18 protein-coding genes and 1 tRNA gene are annotated in these 19,559 nt (G+C 65.7%); 11 read left to right on the top strand and 8 right to left on the bottom strand.

The genetic code is table 11. The features are described 5' to 3' along the window. Positions 1-43 precede the first annotated feature (43 nt). The 8 genes from QM588_RS24345 to QM588_RS24310 form a co-directional block, all read right to left on the bottom strand. Positions 44-868, bottom strand: coding sequence for a hypothetical protein (locus QM588_RS24345; protein WP_283317170.1), 825 nt, complete (start codon positions 866-868; stop codon positions 44-46). Positions 869-970: 102 nt separating this feature from the next. Further along, positions 971-1,504, bottom strand: coding sequence for a MarR family winged helix-turn-helix transcriptional regulator (locus QM588_RS24340; RefSeq protein ID WP_032365573.1), 534 nt, complete (start codon positions 1,502-1,504; stop codon positions 971-973). Positions 1,505-1,539: 35 nt separating this feature from the next. Continuing rightward, complete coding sequence (locus QM588_RS24335) at positions 1,540-2,883, bottom strand: DUF2254 domain-containing protein (protein WP_283317168.1); 1,344 nt, start codon at positions 2,881-2,883, stop codon at positions 1,540-1,542. Between the two features lie 72 nt (positions 2,884-2,955). Then, on the bottom strand, positions 2,956-3,543 hold the full coding sequence (locus QM588_RS24330) for a class I SAM-dependent DNA methyltransferase (protein WP_283317166.1): 588 nt from the start codon (positions 3,541-3,543) through the stop codon (positions 2,956-2,958). A gap of 14 nt (positions 3,544-3,557) precedes the next feature. Further along, positions 3,558-4,487, bottom strand: a complete 930-nt coding sequence (locus QM588_RS24325) for a hypothetical protein (protein WP_283317165.1) — start codon at positions 4,485-4,487, stop codon at positions 3,558-3,560. Positions 4,488-4,547: 60 nt separating this feature from the next. After that, positions 4,548-4,620 (bottom strand) — tRNA-Arg (locus QM588_RS24320). 69 nt (positions 4,621-4,689) lie between these two features. Then, positions 4,690-5,406: a DUF305 domain-containing protein gene (locus tag QM588_RS24315; RefSeq protein WP_283317163.1), complete on the bottom strand. Its 717-nt coding sequence runs from the start codon at positions 5,404-5,406 to the stop codon at positions 4,690-4,692. Beyond that, entirely contained in the window at positions 5,406-6,311 is a 906-nt protein-coding gene (locus QM588_RS24310) for a DUF3105 domain-containing protein (RefSeq protein ID WP_283317162.1), read from the bottom strand. Before QM588_RS24310 ends, QM588_RS24315 begins: the two co-directional genes overlap by 1 nt. A gap of 232 nt (positions 6,312-6,543) precedes the next feature. Between QM588_RS24310 and argS the strand changes: the two genes are divergently transcribed. From argS to QM588_RS24255, 11 genes are all read left to right on the top strand, one after another. Beyond that, positions 6,544-8,196, top strand: coding sequence for an arginine--tRNA ligase (argS, locus tag QM588_RS24305; RefSeq protein ID WP_283317161.1), 1,653 nt, complete (start codon positions 6,544-6,546; stop codon positions 8,194-8,196). Next, positions 8,193-9,614: a diaminopimelate decarboxylase gene (gene lysA / locus QM588_RS24300; RefSeq protein ID WP_027497916.1), complete on the top strand. Its 1,422-nt coding sequence runs from the start codon at positions 8,193-8,195 to the stop codon at positions 9,612-9,614. Before argS ends, lysA begins: the two co-directional genes overlap by 4 nt. Further along, positions 9,611-10,912 carry a homoserine dehydrogenase gene (locus QM588_RS24295; RefSeq protein WP_032368776.1) on the top strand — a complete coding sequence of 434 codons (1,302 nt, stop codon included), beginning with the start codon at positions 9,611-9,613 and terminating at the stop codon, positions 10,910-10,912. The genes lysA and QM588_RS24295 overlap by 4 nt, the downstream gene beginning before the upstream one ends. After that, positions 10,909-11,976 (top strand): threonine synthase, encoded by a 1,068-nt coding sequence (gene thrC, locus QM588_RS24290; protein ID WP_027497914.1) that lies wholly within the window; start codon positions 10,909-10,911, stop codon positions 11,974-11,976. Before QM588_RS24295 ends, thrC begins: the two co-directional genes overlap by 4 nt. A 19-nt stretch (positions 11,977-11,995) precedes the next feature. Then, on the top strand, positions 11,996-12,928 hold the full coding sequence (gene thrB / locus QM588_RS24285; protein ID WP_032365577.1) for a homoserine kinase: 933 nt from the start codon (positions 11,996-11,998) through the stop codon (positions 12,926-12,928). A gap of 310 nt (positions 12,929-13,238) precedes the next feature. Beyond that, on the top strand, positions 13,239-15,401 hold the full coding sequence (gene rho, locus QM588_RS24280; protein ID WP_283317156.1) for a transcription termination factor Rho: 2,163 nt from the start codon (positions 13,239-13,241) through the stop codon (positions 15,399-15,401). 200 nt (positions 15,402-15,601) lie between these two features. After that, positions 15,602-15,835, top strand: a complete 234-nt coding sequence (gene rpmE, locus QM588_RS24275) for a 50S ribosomal protein L31 (RefSeq protein ID WP_283317154.1) — start codon at positions 15,602-15,604, stop codon at positions 15,833-15,835. A gap of 96 nt (positions 15,836-15,931) precedes the next feature. Then, positions 15,932-17,008, top strand: a complete 1,077-nt coding sequence (gene prfA / locus QM588_RS24270) for a peptide chain release factor 1 (RefSeq protein WP_027497911.1) — start codon at positions 15,932-15,934, stop codon at positions 17,006-17,008. 106 nt (positions 17,009-17,114) lie between these two features. After that, positions 17,115-17,909, top strand: a complete 795-nt coding sequence (locus tag QM588_RS24265) for an SHOCT domain-containing protein (RefSeq protein ID WP_283317151.1) — start codon at positions 17,115-17,117, stop codon at positions 17,907-17,909. A 34-nt stretch (positions 17,910-17,943) separates the two neighbouring features. Next, positions 17,944-18,828: a peptide chain release factor N(5)-glutamine methyltransferase gene (gene prmC / locus QM588_RS24260; protein ID WP_283317149.1), complete on the top strand. Its 885-nt coding sequence runs from the start codon at positions 17,944-17,946 to the stop codon at positions 18,826-18,828. Positions 18,829-18,894: 66 nt separating this feature from the next. Then, positions 18,895-19,557 carry an L-threonylcarbamoyladenylate synthase gene (locus tag QM588_RS24255; RefSeq protein WP_027497908.1) on the top strand — a complete coding sequence of 221 codons (663 nt, stop codon included), beginning with the start codon at positions 18,895-18,897 and terminating at the stop codon, positions 19,555-19,557. The last annotated feature ends 2 nt before the right edge of the window (positions 19,558-19,559 follow it).

Genomic DNA, 19,559 nt, shown 5'->3' with positions numbered 1-19,559 from the left:
CACCCCGACCGGTCGTTCCGCAGGCTCCACTCCCGGGGCCGTCCTACCTGTCGGGGGACAGGAGGGCGGCCCCGCGGGCCGAGACCAGCTCGGGCATCGTCGGCACCAGGGTCGTCAGCCCGGTACGCAGTTCGAGAGACCGCGCTATCGAGGTGATGTTCGCGCCGCCGCCGACCACGACGATGGACTGCGGTCTGGCACCGGACAATTCGATGGTCTGTTCCACCAGCATGCCCGCGTAGCGGACGGGTCCCGCGATCAGATCGTCGAAGTCGCGCCGCGTCAGCACATGCCGTGCAGTGCCGGCTGGATTTGTGGTGCTGACGACGGAATCGATGCTCAGTTGCTCCTTGATGGACCGGCTGGCGTCGATTCCGACGCGAACGCCGTTGGACGAGAGCAGCCGGCGCACCGAATGATCGAGATCGTCGCCGCAGAACGTGGCAGTGCGCCGCGTCATGAGGGTGCGAGTGGACGCGAGATCGATGACGGTGACCGTGGTGCCGGTACTCCCGATGTCGCACAGCACGGTGACGCCGTGATTGGGTACCAGCCCGATGAATCGTAGAAACCGCACTTGCGCAGCGGTTTCCGGAACCAGTGAGGCCGTTCGAGCGGTCCCTCGGGTGGCAACCGTGCCGGGATCGGTGGCGACCCGGTAGGCGATGGCAGAGAACTGCACCGGGAGCGACATCGTCGCGGCAATGGAGTGGATGGCGTCGACGCCGGTGGCGATCGTGCTGGCCAGCGACTGACCGGGAGCGCGGCGCACCGTCCGAGACACGATAGGTGTGCGATGGGGGCTGTCCAGATACGTCAGAATTGCGCGTGCACCGTGCGCACCCGCTCCGACCCCCAACACCAGCACCCCGCCCCGCCCTTCAGCAGACCGACTCCGGCCTGTTCCCGGAGCAATTGGACCACGAACGGTACGGCTGTGCCATTGTCTTGTGACGAGTCACCATCGAACTCAGAACGATGTGGTGATGTCATCACTGTCGAAATCGCCTGCATCCGAACGCAGTTCCGCGAGGATGCGCACCAGCGCCATCAGCTTGTCGCGCGCGAGCCCGGGCTTGGCGAACACCAGCGTGTTCAGGCGCTCGGTGGCTTCGACCGCCAACGTGCGCCCCTGCTCGGTGATTTCGACCAGGGTGGTCCGTCGATCGCTGGGATGGGGAATGCGGCGCACGTAGCCGACCGATTCGAGGCGGTCCACCGCGTTGGTCACACTGGTGGGGTGCACTTGCAGCCGGGCACTGGCCTTCGCCATCGGTAACGCGCCGTTCTTGGTGAACGTCAACAACGTCAGCAATTCGTAGCGCGAAAAGGTCAGTCCCGTCGGCTTGAGCGCTTCCTCGACCCGGGCCAGCATGATCTGCTGCGCGCGCATCAACGACGTCACCGCGGCCATACCGTCGGCGGCGTCGGACCACCCGTGCTTGGTCCACTGACGGTGGGCCTCTGCAATGGGGTCGAGGGGAAGCGGCGACGGTGCTGGCATACGGACCATCCTCCCACGGTGTCCGGTTGGAGCGTCTACCGAATGACGGTGCGAAGTACCGCGAGTGGTACTCGGTCGGTGATCGCTGCTCTAGTCCGCGAGATCTGCTCGCGGGCATCGGCTCTGCACGCGCTGTCTGTCTCGTCGACGGTCAGGGCGGCGTCCAACAGGCTCAGTTGTGCCAGCACGGCGTCGACATCGTCGGTGGAGCGCGCCGCGCGGCCGACCCTCTCGGCGAGACGGATTCCGGCCTGCACCACCATCGGACTGCCGGTTCCGTAGATGCGCACTGCATCGAGCGCATGGTCGATCAAGGTCGAGACGGTCACCCGCCGGACTATCAAGCGCACCTCTCCGTCGGTTCCGCGCCGTCCGCGTGACGGGGCCGGCCGTTGGACCAGGGCAACGAGTCCGACGGAAAGATCGTCAATGGCGTTACGCGCCGTGTAGGGATCGTTGACCCCGGTGGACAGCGCCCGGACCGCCATCTCCGTCATCTGCTCGACGGCGAACGCGATGTCGTGGCGTGGCGTCCTACTGGTACCGATGTCGAAGGAAGAGCGGACTCGGTCGATCGATGCAGCGGAGATGTCGGCCGAGCGATCGGCGAGAATGTCGACGAGCGGCTCGCCGGAGACGACGTGCTCGCCCGGGACCCGATGAATCTCGATCAGCGTGCCGTTGTCGGTCGCGATGCCCAGCAGTGCGTCCTCGTCGATGTCGATGATCACCCCGGATGTCTCGGCCAGGACCGTCACGTAGACAGGTGGTTTCGAGATGCCGTCGATCGATGCGGAATCGTCGGGACGATCGGTCGGGTAGAGGGAGTCGACGGACTCCGACAGCTCGTCGCGGACTCTCGCGGACAGGGTGGCCACTTGAATCGACTGCGCGATGTGATGGATGAAGTAGACGAGTACGCCTACATCGACCACCGCGAGCGCCACGGCGACATTGACAGCGATGTCCGGCACGAACACCGAACCATCGGATTCGATCGAACGGATCGACCGCAACACCATCAGCGAGTACAGGAACGTCGCCCCGAAGATACCCAGTACCACTTGATTTCCGCGGTCCGCCATGAAGTTTCGCACCAGGCGGGGGCCGTACGAGGAACTGGCCGTGGCGAGGACGGAGATGGTGATGGAGAACGACGTGGCGGCCACCCCCAGCATCGAGCCACCGATCGCCCCGAGGATGTCCCGGCTGCCACTCGCTCCGACGTGATAGAGCAACGAGCCAGTCAGGTCCACGCGGGTGTCGAGCAGGTAGCGATCGAGGCTGACGAGCGCCTGCGCCAGCAGGAGCGCGAGAACTCCGAGGACGGCGGGAATGAACCAGAACGACTCCCGCAACCGCGCTATGTGTTCCTTCATGAGCGACAGTCTTCCCGCCCAGGAACCGATCGACACCCGCACGTGGAATCCCGTCGCTCGCCCCGGTTCGTCTCAAGCGAGCAGAGCAGGCTTTCGTGCCACGGTGACGGCCCAGTCCGCGTCGGCGCGCCAGGGCCGCAGGTCCCAGGTGGAGAACCGATGTTCGACGGAAAATCCGACCGCAGTGAGATCCTCGTGGAGTTCGTCGTTCGTGTATGCCCGGTCGGTGGCGAAGCCGGTGACGAACACTCCGCCCTCGTTCAGGTGTGCCCAGATGCGTTCGAGCGCAGCACGTTCGGTGCCTGGCTCCAGAAAAACCAACACGTTGCCGGCCGCGACAACCGCGTCGAACGTGCGATTCAACTCGAGTGTGGTCAGATCCGCGAGATGGACCTCCAGTTCGGGGTGGCTGCGCGCCTTCTCGACCAGAATCGGATCGAGATCCACAGCGGTGACGTGGTGGCCACGTCGCGCCAACTCGGCACCGAGCCGGCCTGTGCCGCAGCCCGCGTCGAGAATGCTCGACGCGGGGGAGACCACCGCGTCGACCATGCGGGCCTCACCGTGCAGATCCACGCCGCGTTCGGCCAGACGATCGAATCGCTCGATGTACCGGGCGGAATCGTCGGCGGAGTTCTCGGCTTGCCAGCGTGTGGTCATGCCGCCAGGGTAGGTCAGCTCGGTTCGTCGAGGGCCGACCGGGCGTCGGCCACGCGTGCCCGGGCCGCCGCGAGCGCCTCCGCCGTCGACTCTGCCTGTTCGACGCGTGCTCTCTCCGCGGCCCGCGCAGCCTTCGCTCTGGCTCTGGCGTCGTCCAGCTCGCCTTCGAGTCTCTCGACTTCTGTTGTGGCGCTGCGTCGTTCGGACGCGGCGCGTTCGGTGTCCTGGTCGGCAGCGTCGGACGCATCGCGTGCGGCATCCAATGCGGTGACGGCAGAGTCGAGTTCGGCCACCAGCCGATCGTGTTCGGCCTCGCGCAGCCGCTCGGCTTCGGAGGTGTCCTCGGCATCCGGCTCTGCAGTGGACTCGGGCGCGTCATCGGTAGCGTCCGGTTCGGCTTCCGTCTCGTCATCGTTATCGGCATCGTCGACCGTGTCAGGAACGAGCGAGAGCAGCGCGGGGCCGAAGCCGCTGTATGTTTCGGCCACCACCGTTCGGCCCGCACGAACCCGGTCGCGGATTTCCGGATCGGCCATTGCGGCATTGAGAGTGTTGGATATCTCGCGCGCCGCGTTGTCACCGACGGTCACGCCACGTTCGCGACCCAATGAAACGGCTCGATCGGTGAGCGCGCGTATCGAAGCGCTTCGAGCGGTGGACAACTCACGCAGTCGATGACCGTCGCCGCGTTGCTGAGCTCGCTCGAGTTCGGCACCGAGGTCGAACAACTCGGCGACCGCGGATTCGTCCTGACGAGCGAGTGTGTTCACCAACCAGGCCACGACAGTGGGTTTACGGAGTCCGCCGATACGAGTGGCACCGGACTTGTCTCCGGCCTTCTTGAACCGGGTCACGTACGCCGATCGGTGCGACACGAAGTCGGCGGGTGCCAGCGAATACAGGTCGTCGATGACGGTGTCGATATCGGGGAGATCCTCGGACATGTGAACAGTCCGTCTCGTTCGAGCAGTCGCCTCGGGGAAGTGACGTGCGTGAAAGATGTGTGCCCCCGGCAGGATTCGAACCTGCGGCCTTTCGCTCCGGAGGCGAACGCTCTATCCCCTGAGCTACGGGGGCGCACCGGCTTCGGCCGGCGTGCCTGTTGGGCTGTACGAAAGACTAGCGCATGTGCGACGGGAGTCGAAATCACCCCTCGGGCAGCGGCTGCGCACCCTTCGCCGCGAGCATCTGCTTCATCAGCGTCGACTCACTCGTCTGAGTCGCCACCATGGACTTCGCCAGGTTGATCACCGCAGGAGACTGCGCGTGCGTCTGGGCGTATTCCATCATCGCCAGGCCGCCCTCGTGGTGACGCAGCATCAGCTGCAAGAACATGACGTCGACGTCGGTTCCGGTCGCTTGGCGTAGTGCGGCGAGCTCCGCGGAGCTGGCCATGCCGGGCATGGCCCTGGTGGGATCGGAGGATCCCGGTTCCATCGACATGCCGCCCATCGAATGGCCGTGAGAGTCGTCGGCCGTCATCCAGGTCATGTAGCCGTCGGTCGAGATCGGCGCGCGGTCCCACAACGCGAGCCAGCCCTGCATCTGGCCCACCTGATTCTGTTGCGAGGTGAGCATGTCGAACGCCAGGCTCTTGACTGCCTGATCGGGCGCGTTGGTCAACGCGACCGCGGCCATTTCGATGGCCTGGTTGTGGTGCACCGTCATGTCCTGGGCAAATCCGACGTCGACCGAATCTGCCGCGGGTGAGTTGTCACCCTCGCGGAACGGATTCTGCGCCAGGAAGCCCAGCGCGAATCCGATCGCCAGTACGGCGATCACGGCCAAAGCGACCAGCGCAGTGCGCTGGCTCCGCTTGGTCTCGGGGACGCCGTTGACCGACTCGACTGTCGATTCGGTCATCAGCTCGCGGGCACCTGGAGATCGCTGGGCAGCTGTGCTCCGCCGGGCAGGCCGCTCGGCATTCCGCCTGCACCGCTGGTCTCGCTGGCGTCGGGAGTGATGCCGGCGCCGTCCATCGGAACGGCGTCCGCACCCGGGGCCGAAGCGTCGAACAGCGGCGGGTTGTCGGGATCGAACGCGTTGTCACCGACTCCGGGCACGGATGCGCAGCTGGCACCGACCTCCGGGTAGGCGAATCGATTGAGGCGCAGAGCCGAGATGAACTGACCGATGCGCTCGTCGTCGACGCTGTCGAGCTTGAGCTGGTGACCCCAGGACTGCAGCGAGACGGGAGTGTCGAGGCCCGGGTACGGCGACATCATCATCTGGGTTTCCCCGTCGACGCGGTCGGCGAGGGACTTGATCTGGTCTTCGTTCAGGTCGTCGGGGTTGTACGTCACCCAGACCGCTCCGTGTTCGAGGGAGTGCACGGCGTTCTCGGTGCGGATGGCCTCGGGGTAGACGATGCCGGTGCAGGTGGCCCACACCGCATCGTGCGGTCCACCGAACGGCGGCGTCTGGTCGTAGGCGACGCGTTGCGCGCGCCCGACGTGCAGAGCTGCCGGGTATTCCTTGATGGTGACGCCGTCGATTCCCGTCGACGGATCCTGATTGCTCTCGCTGGGCGCGAATTTCTGCGCCTCGGCGCGGTCCTGGTACTTGGGGTAGAGGTTGACCCCGAGGCCCACGACCAGTCCGACGACCACAACGACACCGGCAACCGTCAGCCAGGGAATCTGTCTGCCCTTGGCGGCGGGGACACCGCCCTGCTTCTTGCGAGCTGACTTCTTGTTGGCTGCACTGATGGCTTTGTCTGCCTTCGCAGCCGACTTGTTCTGACTGCCTTTGTCGGGACCCGTTGGCATCGCTGTGGTTGCTCTCTCAGTCGAGGAAAAGTGGGTGGTCGGTAGCGCTGGTGGTACGTATCTGCTGGTGACGGCCGTACTCGACGGTCGTCCGCGCAGAGCGCCCCTACTGTACGTTCTCTGTCTGAGAGCGTGCTCAGAGCCCGTGTGGACCGCATCGGCCAGGTGGCCCCGCGCTCGGACGGGCAGTGGATGCGAGTATGCCGCACACCAGCCAATAGGATGGCTACCTGTGACTCCCGCCGATCTTGCCGAATTGCTTCACGCGACCGCCGCCAAGGTGCTTGCCGACCGCGGCCTGGACGCATCCGTTCTCCCTGCGAAGCTCACGGTCGAGCGTCCCCGCAATCCCGAGCACGGTGACTACGCCACCAACGTGGCGCTGCAGGTGGCGAAGAAGGCCGGAGCCAATCCTCGTGATTTCGCCGGCTGGCTCGCCGAGGCGCTCGCGGCCGACGCCGCGATCGCCAGTGCAGACGTCGCAGGCCCCGGCTTTCTGAACATCAGGCTGGCTGCCGCAGCGCAGGGCGAGATCGTTGCCCGCGTGCTGGCCGCCGGTGCCGAGTTCGGCACCGGATCCTCGATGGCAGGCAAGAAGGTCAACCTCGAGTTCGTCTCGGCCAACCCCACCGGACCGGTGCACCTCGGTGGAACCCGATGGGCTGCCGTCGGTGATGCCCTCGGACGCATCCTGACCGCGCACGGAGCCGAGGTCACTCGCGAGTACTACTTCAACGATCACGGCGCTCAGATCGATCGCTTCAGCCGGTCGCTCATCGCCGCGGCCAAGGGAGAGCCGGCACCGGAGAACGGCTATGCGGGCGAGTACATCGCCGAGATCGCACAGCAGGTGCTGGCGAAGGAGCCCGAAGCGCTGGCGCTGGCACCCGAGGCGCAGGACGAGACCTTCCGGTCGATAGGTACCCAGCTGATGTTCGACCGCATCAAGGCGAACCTGCACGAATTCGGTGTCGATTTCGACGTCTACTTCCACGAGAACTCACTCTTCGAGTCCGGTGCCGTCGAAAAATCGGTCGACTACCTCAAGGGCTCGGGGAGCCTGTACGAGGAAGACGGTGCATGGTGGCTTCGGTCCACCGAGTACGGCGACGACAAGGATCGCGTCGTCATCAAGAGCGACGGTAATGCTGCCTACATCGCAGGCGACATCGCGTACTTCCAGAACAAGCGGCAACGCGGATTCGACCTGTGCATCTACATGCTCGGAGCAGACCACCACGGTTACATCGGTCGACTCAAGGCCGCCGCCGCTGCATTCGGCGACGACCCCGAGACCGTCGAGGTTCTGATCGGGCAGATGGTCAACCTCGTTCGAGACGGCGTCGCGGTGAAGATGAGCAAGCGGGCAGGCACCGTCATCACGCTCGACGATCTGGTCGAAGTCATCGGCGTCGACGCGTCGCGCTACGTCATGATCCGGTCGTCCGTCGACTCCAGCATCGACATCGACCTCGCCCTGTGGGCCAGCGCCAGCAACGAGAACCCGGTGTACTACGTCCAGTACGCCCACGCCCGGTTGGCATCGCTCGCGCGCAATGCCGCCGAACTGGGGATCTCGGGCGACGATCCCGATCTGAGCCTGCTGACGCACGAGCAGGAGGGCGAGTTGATCAGGACGATCGGCGAGTACCCGCGGGTGGTGGCCAGTGCCGCCGAACTACGCGAACCACACCGGATCGCCCGCTACCTCGAAGAACTGGCGGGGGCCTACCACCGGTTCTACGGCGCGTGTCGAGTACTTCCCCAAGGAGACGAGGAGCCCGGACCTGTGAACACCGCACGACTGGCATTGGGCAAAGCAACCCGGCAGGTTCTGGCCAACGGCCTCGAACTGCTCGGTGTCAGCGCACCGGAGCGCATGTGAGCGCACATCCGGCAGGGCCCAAGCACGCCGATGCCCCAGCCAAGCAGTCGATGTCCGAGCGTCCGAGCGCCGCGTCGGACATGACGACGCTTCCCGAACAGGTGTGGCCACGCAACGCGGCACGCGGCGACGACGGCACGGTTCGGCTCGCTGGGGTGTCGGTCACCGACCTCGCGGCGCAGTACGGCACCCCACTGTTCGTCGTGGACGAGGACGACTTCCGCGCACGCTGCCGCGAGATGGCCGCTGCGTTCGGGGCACCCGAACGAGTTCACTACGCCTCCAAGGCATTTCTGTGTGGCGAGATCGCTCGTTGGGTGGCCGACGAGGGTCTCTCGCTCGACATCTGCTCGGGCGGTGAGCTGGCCATCGCCCTCGCTGCCGGATTCCCGGCGGATCGAATTGCGATGCACGGCAACAACAAATCCGTGGCCGAGCTCGAGGCCGGAGTGAGTGCCGGAGTCGAGCACGTCGTTCTCGACTCCAATATCGAGATCGACCGTCTCGACGCCGTGGCCGGTTCGGCCGGTGTGGTGCAGGACGTGCTGATTCGTATCACCGTCGGCGTCGAGGCACACACGCACGAGTTCATCGCGACCGCTCACGAGGATCAGAAGTTCGGCTTCTCGCTCGCCGACGGCTCGGCGATCGAAGCAGTCCGTCGGGTGTTCGCCGCAGACAACCTTCGTCTCGTGGGGCTGCACAGTCACATCGGCTCGCAGATCTTCGAGGTCGACGGTTTCGAGCTGGCTGCGCACAAGGTCATCGGGCTGCTGCGCGACATCGTCGCCGAGTTCGGCGTGGACAAGACCTCGCAGATCTCGACGCTCGATCTCGGTGGCGGCATGGGTATTTCGTACGTACCGAGTGACGATCCGCCGCCCGTCGACCAATTGGCGGCCAAGCTGGCGAGCATCGTCGAGACGGAGTCGGCCGCGGCCGGTTTGCCGGTTCCGACCATTGCCGTCGAGCCGGGTCGGGCCATCGCCGGTCCGGGCACCGTGACGCTCTACGAGGTGGGCACCGTCAAGGACGTCACCGTCGACAACGCCACCCGCAGGCGGTACATCAGTGTCGACGGCGGTATGAGCGACAACATTCGTACGTCGCTGTATCAGGCCGAGTACGACTGCCGCTTGGTCTCGCGTACCAGCGACGCCGATGCCGTGATGGCTCGCGTGGTTGGAAAGCACTGTGAGAGCGGCGATATCGTCATCAAGAACACGTGGATGCCGGCCGACGTCGGGCCCGGTGATCTGCTCGCCGTCGCAGCCACCGGTGCTTACTGCTACTCCATGTCCAGCCGCTACAACCTGCTGACGCGGCCCGCTGTGGTCGCGGTCAAGGACGGGCGTTCGCGCCTGATCCTGCGGCGGGAAACCATCGAAGATCTGCTCAGCTTGGAGGTTCAGCCATGACATCGAAGCCGATAGGCGTCGCCGTACTCGGACTCGGAAACGTCGGTAGCGAGGTCGTCCGGATCCTCACCGAGAATGCAGCGGACTTCGAGGCCAGAATTGGTGCGCCACTGGAGATTCGGGGAATCGCGGTACGTCGGATCGACGGCGATCGAGGAGTACCGGCCGAGCTGCTCACCGACGACCCGGCCGAATTGGTCGGTCGCGACGACGTCGACATCGTCGTCGAGGTGCTCGGCGGTATCGACATCCCACGCAAGCTGGTGTTGTCGGCGCTCGAGAACGGCAAGTCCGTCATCACTGCGAACAAGGCCCTGCTCGCCGAATACACCGGAGAGTTGGCCGACGCGGCCGAGAAGTCGCGCGCCGATCTGTATTTCGAGGCAGCTGTCGCCGGAGCTATTCCGGTGGTGCGGCCGTTGATGCAGTCGTTGGCAGGCGACCGCGTGAACAAGGTCGCGGGCATCGTCAACGGCACCACCAACTTCATCCTCTCGGCCATGGACGAGACCGGTGCGGACTACGCCGAAACCCTCGCCGAGGCAGGGCGACTGGGATACGCCGAGGCCGATCCGACGGCCGATGTCGAGGGCTACGACGCCGCGTCCAAGGCGGCCATCCTCGCCTCGATCGCGTTCCACACTCGGGTCACGGCCGGCGACGTCTACCGCGAGGGCATCAGCAAGATCACTGCAGACGACCTCGAGACCGCGAAGTCTCTCGACTGCACCATCAAGTTGCTGGCGATCTGCGAGCGCATCACCACGCCCAAGGGCAAGGAGCGCATCTCGGCCCGGGTCTACCCGGCACTCGTTCCGCTCGATCACCCGTTGGCATCGGTGAACGGCGCATTCAACGCCGTCGTCGTCGAGGCCGAGGCCGCAGGCCGGTTGATGTTCTACGGCCAGGGTGCGGGCGGCGCGCCGACGGCATCCGCTGTGCTCGGCGACCTGGTGATGGCCGCGCGCAACAAGTTCTACGGAGGCCGCGGCCCACTCGAGTCCAAGTACGCCAAGCTCAAGGTGGCCCCGATGGGTGACATTCTCACCCGGTACTACGTCAGCATGCAGGTGGCCGACAAGCCCGGCGTTCTCGCTACCGTGGCCGCCGAATTCTCCAAGCGCGACGTCAGTATCTCCACCGTGCGCCAGCACGGCGCGGGTGACGGGGCCAGGCTCGTCGTGGTCACGCACCTCGCGGCCGATTCCGCACTGTCCGACACCGTTGCATCCCTCGAGCAGTTGGACGTGGTCGTCCACGTCGCCAGCGTTCTCAGATTGGAAGGCACCACAGTATGAGCGTCCACACCCCCTGGCCCGGTCTGATCGAGGCGTACCGCTCGCGTCTGGCGATCGGTCCCGACTGGAAGACCGTCACCCTGCGCGAGGGCGGCACCCCGCTGCTGCCCGCCGGGCACCTGTCCGAATTGACCGGCTGCACAGTGCACCTGAAGGTCGAGGGACTCAACCCCACCGGCTCGTTCAAGGACCGCGGCATGACCATGGCCGTCACCGACGCGCTCGCCCGTGGGCAAGAAGCAGTGCTGTGCGCGTCCACCGGCAACACCTCGGCGTCCGCTGCGGCCTACGCGGCCAAGGCCGGCATGTCCTGTGCCGTACTGGTTCCGCAGGGCAAGATCGCCATGGGCAAGCTGGCTCAGGCAGTCATGCACGGCGCGAAGATCATTCAGGTCCAGGGCAACTTCGACGACTGCCTCGAACTGGCGCGCAAGACCACGGCCGAGTTCCCGACGATCGGTCTGGTCAACTCCGTCAACCCCGTGCGTATCGAGGGGCAGAAGACCGCGGCGTTCGAGATCTGCGACGCCCTCGGCGATGCACCCGACATCCATGCTCTGCCGGTCGGCAACGCGGGCAACATCACCGCGTACTGGCGCGGGTACTCCGAGTACTTCCGCGACGGCCTCACCACCCGCAAGCCGCGCATGCTCGGCGTGCAGGCCGCGGGTGCCGCTCCTCTGGTTCACGGTGCGCCCGTGAAGGACCCGGAAACGATCGCGACCGCAATCCGGATCGGCTCACCCGCATCCTGGAACGGTGCCGTCAATGCCAAGGAAGAATCGAACGGAGCATTCCGGGCCGCGACCGACGAGGAGATCCTCGAGGCGTACCGGTTGATCGCGAAGACCGAGGGCGTGTTCGTCGAACCGGCCTCCGCGGCCAGCGTCGCCGGTCTGTTGGCGGCTCGAAAGGAAGGCTGGCTGGAGCCGGGCCTGACCGTTGTCTGCACGGTGACCGGTAACGGTCTCAAGGATCCCGACACTGCGCTGTCGGGAATGCCTGTCGTGGAACCGATTTCGGTCGACCCCGTCGCTGTTGCGGCTGCGCTCGAGCTGGCCTGAGTTGACGGAATCTCCGGCAATGACGAAGACGCTTCCCATCGGGCTCACGGTGACCGCGCGTGTGCCGGCCTCCAGTGCCAACATCGGCCCCGGATTCGACAGTCTCGGAATGGCTTTGGGGTTGTACGACGAGATCGAGGTCACGACCACGGCGTCGGGCCTGTCGATCCACGTCGACGGTGAGGGTTCGGCGGACGTTCCGTGGGGACCGACGCACCTGGTCGTGCGGGCCATCGAACGGGGTCTGGAAGCGGCCGGAGTATGGGCGGATGGATTGAATGTCCACTGCCGCAACGTCATTCCGCATTCGAGAGGTCTCGGATCCTCGGCCTCGGCCGTGGTCGGCGGGCTCGCCGCGGCCAATGCACTCGCGTCGAAGGTGGACCCCGCGCTGTCGTTGTCGGACAGTCAGTTGGTGCAGTTGTCGTCCGAGTTCGAGGGGCACCCCGACAACGCGTCGGCGAGTTGCCTCGGCGGTGCCGTCGTGTCGTGGAGCGAACCGCCCAATGCCAGTGTGACGGCACGCAAGTACGCCGCCGTGCGCCTGGACGTACATCCCAGCATCAAGGTCGTCGTGCTCGTGCCGTCCGAGCGCTCCTCGACCTCGCACACACGGGGATTGCTGCCGGAGTTGGTGCCGCACCGCGACGCCGCCTTCAACGTCAGTCGCAGTGCGCTCGCCGTCGTCGCATTGACCGAGCGTCCGGATCTGCTGATGGCTGCCACCGAGGATCTACTGCATCAGGGCCAGCGGGCACAGGCGCTGCCCGACACCACTCGGTGGATCGCGACTTTGCGCGCCCGCTCGATCGCCGCAGTGGTGTCGGGAGCAGGCCCTACCGTCATGGCCCTGTGCACCGAAGAATTCCCGGCCGATCTGCGCGACGCTGCGCTGGCCGAGGGATGGCGAGTTCTCGACCTCGAGGTGGCCGACGGAGTCACTGTCGCATGAGCGACACCGAATAGGGTTCTTGCCGAGCGAGGACAACGACGCTATGGTGAACCCTGTCCGTACATCGTGCGCTTCAGACGCCGGTTTCGTCAGGGCAATCAGGTCACTGTATTCGGGGGAGTTCAGAACGTCCGAGTGATGTGACGCTCCTGGCTCGGTCCTTCCCGTAGTTCGCTGCGGTCTCGGACCGATGGTGTCGTCGGCGGAGTGCGTCGAACATGAACGGCAATATCCGAGTTCGGCAGAAAGCCGAGCTGCGGAACGAACCCTCGGCTGCGCATCGAGCGAGCGAGGGAAGGAAAGGACCTCCGTGACCGATACGGAACTCATCTCTGCGCCCGAAACGTCACGCCGTCGCGCCGGCCTGTCCGGAATGGTTCTCACCGAGCTACGCAGCCTCGCTGGCGAACTCGGCATCAAGAGCATCTCCGGCATGCGCAAGGGCGATCTGATCGCGGCCATCACCGAGCGTCAATCGGGCACCGCGCCGGCCAAGTCCGCTGCGCCGAAGTCCGATGCGCCGAAGAGCGATGCACCGAAGGCCGACGCTCCCAAGGCTCGACGCGCTGCTGCGTCGGCACCGGTTGCCGACGAACGACCCGCAGTCGACACTGCTCCCGAGCCTGCGACGGCTGCCGACACGTCGGACGCAGCACCCGAGGCCGGACGTCGCACCCGGGGCCGCCGCGCCGCGGGTCGCCGCGCAGGTGCGCCCGACCAGTTGCCACTGGACGGCAGCGGCGACACGGCCGCATCGGCCCCCGCTACCGCGGAGTCGACCGCTGCAGCGGAGACCACCGACAAGCAGGACGATTCCGGCGAGAACGCCGCAGCGGAGCGCCCACGTCGTAGCCGCGGCGAGCGCAACCGCCAGGACGGTGCCGAGCGCGAACCGCGTGACACCGACAACGGCAACCGCAACCAGAACGACCGCAACCAGGGCGACCGCAACCAGGGCGACCGCAACCAGGGCGATCGCAACCAGGGGGACCGGGACGGCGGCAATCGCGACAATGCGGGTCGCAACCAGGGCGACCGGGACAACTCGAACCGCGACTCCAACCGTGAGAACGGCAACCGCAATCAGAACGACCGCGGCGGACGCAATCGCAATCAAGGCGACGGCCGCAACGACAACCGAAACGACAATCGCAACGAGGACCGCAACAACGGCCCGCGCGACAACCGTGACAACAACCAGGACGACGACGGCGAAGGCCGCGGTCGCAGGGGTCGACGGTTCCGTGAGCGTCGTCGTGGACGCGACCGCGGCGAGGGCAACGAGGGCGGCGGCGGTCGCGAGCGCGACACCGAGATCCGCGAGGACGATGTTCTCCAGCCGGTAGCCGGCATTCTCGACGTTCTCGACAACTACGCGTTCGTTCGCACCTCGGGTTACCTGGCCGGACCGAACGACGTCTACGTGTCGATGAACCTGGTGCGCAAGAACGGTCTTCGCCGCGGCGACGCCGTCACCGGTGCCGTTCGGGTGGCGCGTGAGGGTGAGCAGTCGGGTCAGCGTCAGAAGTTCAACCCGCTGGTGCGTCTGGATACCGTCAACGGGGGAGAGGTCGAGGCCGCGCGCAAGCGTCCGGAGTTCGGCAAGCTCACCCCGCTGTACCCCAACCAGCGGCTGCGCCTCGAGACCCAGCAGAACATCCTGACCACGCGCATCATCGACCTGGTGATGCCCATCGGTAAGGGTCAGCGCGCGTTGATCGTCAGCCCCCCGAAGGCCGGTAAGACGAGCGTTCTGCAGGCCATCGCCAACGCGATCGCCATCAACAACCCTGAGTGCTACCTGATGGTCATCCTCGTCGACGAGCGTCCCGAGGAAGTGACCGACATGCAGCGCTCGGTCAAGGGCGAGGTCATCGCCTCGACCTTCGACCGTCCGCCGGGTGACCACACGGCGGTCGCCGAGCTGGCGATCGAGCGTGCCAAGCGTCTGGTCGAGGCCGGCCAGGACGTGGTTGTCCTGCTCGACTCGATCACCCGTCTGGGCCGCGCGTACAACAACAGCTCGCCTGCCTCGGGCCGCATCCTCTCCGGTGGTGTCGACTCGACCGCGCTGTACCCGCCCAAGCGATTCCTCGGCGCGGCACGAAACATCGAGCACGGTGGTTCGCTGACGATCATCGCCACGGCCATGGTCGAGACCGGGTCCACCGGCGACACCGTGATCTTCGAGGAGTTCAAGGGCACCGGTAACGCCGAGCTCAAGCTCGATCGCAAGATCGCCGAGCGTCGGGTGTTCCCTGCGGTGGACATCAACCCGTCCAGCACCCGTCACGACGAGCTTCTTCTCGCTCCGGACGAGGCGGCCGTGGTGCACAAGCTGCGTCGCGTGTTGTCCGGTCTCGACTCGCATCAGGCCATCGACCTGCTGGTCGATCGCCTGAAGAAGAGCAAGAACAACCTCGAATTCCTGATGGAAGTGTCGAAGACAGCTCCCGGCGGCATCAACGATTGATCCCCTGTTCCCCGGGTCCGAGGGTCCGGGGAACAAGAGGGCAGGTGCCCGCGTTGTAAGCATCTGTCGGCACAGAAGTACCGACGATTAGCAGGGCAGATACACGCTCTGGCATAATCAACGGCCGAGTCCGGTTCCGGTTCACGTCTTCGATCAGCGAAGGCGACCCGGCGACCATTACAAAGAACGGTAAGGACACCATGAAGGCAGGAATTCACCCCGACTACACACTGACGGCAGTCGTCTGTGGTTGCGGCAATACTTTCGAGACCCGAAGCACCACCGACAAAGAGCGCATCAGCGTCGAGGTCTGCTCGCAGTGCCACCCCTTCTACACCGGCAAGCAGAAGATTCTCGACACCGGCGGTCGCGTCGCTCGCTTCGAGGCTCGCTACGGCAAGCGCGCCGGCAAGAAGGCCGACGCAGACAGCTAGCTGTTTCGCCGACGCCCGTCCTGTGAACTACAGGGCGGGCGTCGGCTTTTTTGTGTCCACACCCGGTTTCACCCGTTCGGAGAGTGAGTCGTCACCATGGCGAGAACAGACAAGCCTTCGGCCATCGACGACATCCTCGCCGAACACTCCGGCCTCGAGCAGCAACTGGCCGACCCCGCCCTGCACAACGACCCGTCCGCAGCGCGCAGGGCAGGCAAGAGGTTCGCCGAGCTGGCACCGATCATGTCGGCGCACACCAAGTTGACCGCCGCTCAGGACGACCTCGAAGCCGCACGTGAACTCGCCGCCGACGATTCGTCGTTCGCCGCCGAGATTCCCGAGCTCGAGGCAACGGTTCTGCACCTGGAACAGACGCTGACCGATCTGCTGGCACCACGCGACCCGCACGACGGCGACGACATCGTGATGGAGGTCAAGTCGGGTGAGGGCGGCGAGGAATCGGCGCTCTTCGCGGCCGATCTGGCGCGGATGTACGTGCGCTACGCCGAACGCCGCGGCTGGCGAGTCGAGGTTCTCGACGCGAACGTCTCGGACCTGGGTGGCTACAAGGACGCGACGTTGTCGATCAAGACCAAGGATCCGCTCGACGGCGTCTGGGCGCGGCTGAAGTTCGAGGGTGGCGTCCATCGCGTGCAGCGGGTGCCGGTCACCGAATCGCAGGGACGCGTGCATACCTCCGCGGCCGGCATTCTGGTGTATCCGGAACCCGACGAGGTCGAGGAAGTGCAGATCGACGAAACCGATCTGCGCATCGACGTCTATCGCTCGTCCGGCAAGGGCGGTCAGGGTGTCAACACCACCGACTCCGCTGTCCGCATCACCCATTTGCCCACCGGCATCGTCGTCACCTGTCAGAACGAGCGATCGCAGCTGCAGAACAAGGCGCGTGCGATGCAGGTGCTCGCGGCGCGTCTGCAGGCGGCCGCGGAGGAAGCGGCCAACGAAGAGGCCTCGGCCGGCCGAGCCAGTCAGGTGCGTACCGTCGACCGCTCGGAGCGGATCAGGACGTACAACTACCCCGAGAACCGCATCACCGATCACCGCATCGGATTCAAAGCGCACAACCTCGACGCGCTGCTCGACGGCGACATGGATGCACTGCTCGACGCGCTCGCCAAGGCCGACCGCGATGCACGTATGCAAGCAGAATAACTGCGCGCCAACCGTTTTCGGGTCTCGCGCTGCTGATCGAACGAATCTCGAGATACCCTGGCGATCGGATTCGACCCGCCCGCGCGCCACGAAAGGCACACCCGAGATGAACCAGGCCTTGACCCCCGCAGGCGAGAACGCCGTCACCGAGCTCGCTTCCCGCTACGGGGTGTCCACCGACGCGGTCCGCACCATGCTCGACGCCGTCAACAACGGCCGCGGCACGATGGCGCAGTTCAACATTCCCGAGCTCGGCGGCAGTGGGCAGTGGATGCGCGGCGGTATGACGATGGTGGGCAACATGTTCGATCACGGCCTCAAGAGTCGGGTCGACGGTTTGTGCCGCGATCTGTCCGCGGTGTTGGCGCAGCATCAGGTCTATCCGCCGAGAGATGCCGGTACGGGATCGTTCGGCGGCACTTCCTTCGGCGGGGGATCGTGGTGGCCGTCGGATCTGGGTTCGCCGAGTTCGAGCGGTGGCCAGAACGGATCGCAGTACGCGGTGTTTCCAGGAACTCGTCGCCTCGCTGTCCTCGTGGGAGGGGAATTGGCGGTGTACGACACCCTCGATCACTCCATCGGGGGAGTGCAACAGCAGCAGGGTGGGGGTCCGGGTTCGGTGGAGTTCACCAGCCAGTACGGCACGTTCACCGCGGCAAGTCTGCCGCGCGTCGACCAACGGTCCGCCGACTCGCCACCGCAGAACATGCCTTCGTCGCAGCAGCCGCAGCCGGCGGCACAGAATTTAGCGTCTGCGCAGTCGGGTTCACCTGCTCACACCGGTGTCGACATCTCGGACATCACCGCTGCGATCGAGGCGCTCGCCGGTCTGCATGCGAAGGGATTTCTGACCGACGACGAGTTCTTCGCAAAGAAGTCGGAGTTGCAGGGGCGGCTGTGAGTCCGGTGTCGGACCGCCGTGGCAGTCTGTACAAGTGAGCCGCAAGCCGTTACGCCTAGCCATCCTCGAAGCGACGTCGATGCTCGAGGCCGCCGGTGTGCCGAGCCCTCGGGTGGATGCGGAGCTACTCGCCGCGCACCTCGTCGGAGTCGATCGCGGTCGGCTGGGGTTGGTGCCGTTGGTGGAGCCCGAGCTCGTCGAGGCGTACTTCCGAACAGTCGAGCAGCGCGCGAAACGTATTCCTCTGCAATACATCACGGGAACGACGTCATTGGGAAACATCGATGTCGAGGTGGGTCCCGGGGTGTTCGTTCCGCGTCCCGAAACCGAATTGCTGTTGGCGTGGGCGCTCGCTTTTCTCGAGAACGTCGGCCATCACCCGCCCGTGGTGCTGGACCTGTGCACGGGGTCGGGCGCGCTGGCGCTGGCCATCGCGAACGCACGCCCGGATGCCGTCGTGCACGCCGTCGAGCTCGATCCGTCGGCGTTGGCGTGGGCCCGGCGCAACGCGGATCTGCGTGCCGAGCAGGGTGATTCGCCAATCACGTTGCATCACGGAGACGTCACTTCTCGGGAGCTGTTGACCGACCTCGACGGCTCGGTGGACATGATCGTCGCGAACCCGCCGTACATTCCGGACGGGGCGGAGCTCGATCCGGAGGTACTCGACCACGATCCGCACATCGCGCTCTTCGGCGGCGAGGACGGGTTGTCGGTCATCGAGCCGATGATCGGCAACATCGCGCGGTGGCTGCGTGTCGGCGGCGGAGTCGCCATCGAACACGACGACTCGAACGGGGAGGGCGTCGCTGCCCTGTTGTCTGGGCGACGAGTCTTCACCCAGGTCACCGAGCATCCGGACCTGGCCGGCCGACCCCGCTTCGTCGTGGCGGCACGGGCGACGCCGCCCTCTGCCTGAGCGGCAAGGCGGCAAGCCGGCGGCACCTGACATCACTTCGTTACCGAAGGTGGAAGGATAGGCGGAGTGAGTACCGTCTACGACTGCCGTGAAGCCGATGCGCGGGCTGCCGGATTGACCGCAGCGCGCGGTGCCCTCAAATCCGGTCGACTCGTCGTGATGCCCACCGACACGCTCTACGGGATCGCCGCCGACGCGTTCGACGGCAGCGCGGTCACCGACCTGCTGCGCGCCAAGGGGCGGGGACGCGATATGCCGGTCCCGGTCCTCGTCGGTTCGTGGAACACGATCGACGGCCTGGTGCAGAGCGTCCGGCCGCGGACCCGAGATCTGATTCGAGCCTTCTGGCCCGGTGCATTGAGCATCGTCGTCCAGCAGGCACCGTCGCTGGCGTGGGATCTGGGTGATGCTCAGGGAACCGTCATGCTGCGGATGCCGCTGCACCCGGTCGCGCTCGAGCTCCTTCGTGAAGTAGGTCCGCTGGCGGTGTCCAGTGCAAATATTTCGGGAAGTCCGCCCGCCACCACGGTGACGCAGGCGCGAGAACAACTCGGTGGATCTGCAGCGGTGTATCTCGACGGGGGGCCGGCCGACCACGCGGTGGCCTCCACCATCGTGGACCTGACCGGTGAGCACGCACGAATCCTGCGGGTCGGTGCCATTCCCACGGAGCAGATTGCCGAGGTTCTCGGTGTCACCGCCGAAAGCCTGGTCCCAGGAGCGTCCTGACA

The organism is Rhodococcus sp. IEGM 1354 (assembly GCF_030056855.1).
Classification (GTDB): Bacteria; Actinomycetota; Actinomycetes; order Mycobacteriales; family Mycobacteriaceae; genus Rhodococcoides.
This window is presented reverse-complemented; position numbering and strand designations above follow the sequence as displayed.

Bases quoted from the DNA above. Each gene is read 5' to 3' on its own strand.
- QM588_RS24340 (WP_032365573.1), bottom strand. From the start codon at position 1,504: ATGCCAGCACCGTCGCCGCTTCCCCTCGACCCCATTGCAGAGGCCCAC.
- QM588_RS24335 (WP_283317168.1), bottom strand. From the start codon at position 2,883: ATGAAGGAACACATAGCGCGGTTGCGGGAGTCGTTCTGGTTCATTCCC.
- QM588_RS24330 (WP_283317166.1), bottom strand. From the start codon at position 3,543: ATGACCACACGCTGGCAAGCCGAGAACTCCGCCGACGATTCCGCCCGG.
- QM588_RS24325 (WP_283317165.1), bottom strand. From the start codon at position 4,487: ATGTCCGAGGATCTCCCCGATATCGACACCGTCATCGACGACCTGTAT.
- QM588_RS24315 (WP_283317163.1), bottom strand. From the start codon at position 5,406: ATGACCGAATCGACAGTCGAGTCGGTCAACGGCGTCCCCGAGACCAAG.
- QM588_RS24310 (WP_283317162.1), bottom strand. From the start codon at position 6,311: ATGCCAACGGGTCCCGACAAAGGCAGTCAGAACAAGTCGGCTGCGAAG.
- QM588_RS24295 (WP_032368776.1), top strand. From the start codon at position 9,611: ATGACATCGAAGCCGATAGGCGTCGCCGTACTCGGACTCGGAAACGTC.
- thrC (WP_027497914.1), top strand. From the start codon at position 10,909: ATGAGCGTCCACACCCCCTGGCCCGGTCTGATCGAGGCGTACCGCTCG.
- thrB (WP_032365577.1), top strand. From the start codon at position 11,996: ATGACGAAGACGCTTCCCATCGGGCTCACGGTGACCGCGCGTGTGCCG.
- rpmE (WP_283317154.1), top strand. From the start codon at position 15,602: ATGAAGGCAGGAATTCACCCCGACTACACACTGACGGCAGTCGTCTGT.
- prfA (WP_027497911.1), top strand. From the start codon at position 15,932: ATGGCGAGAACAGACAAGCCTTCGGCCATCGACGACATCCTCGCCGAA.
- QM588_RS24265 (WP_283317151.1), top strand. From the start codon at position 17,115: ATGAACCAGGCCTTGACCCCCGCAGGCGAGAACGCCGTCACCGAGCTC.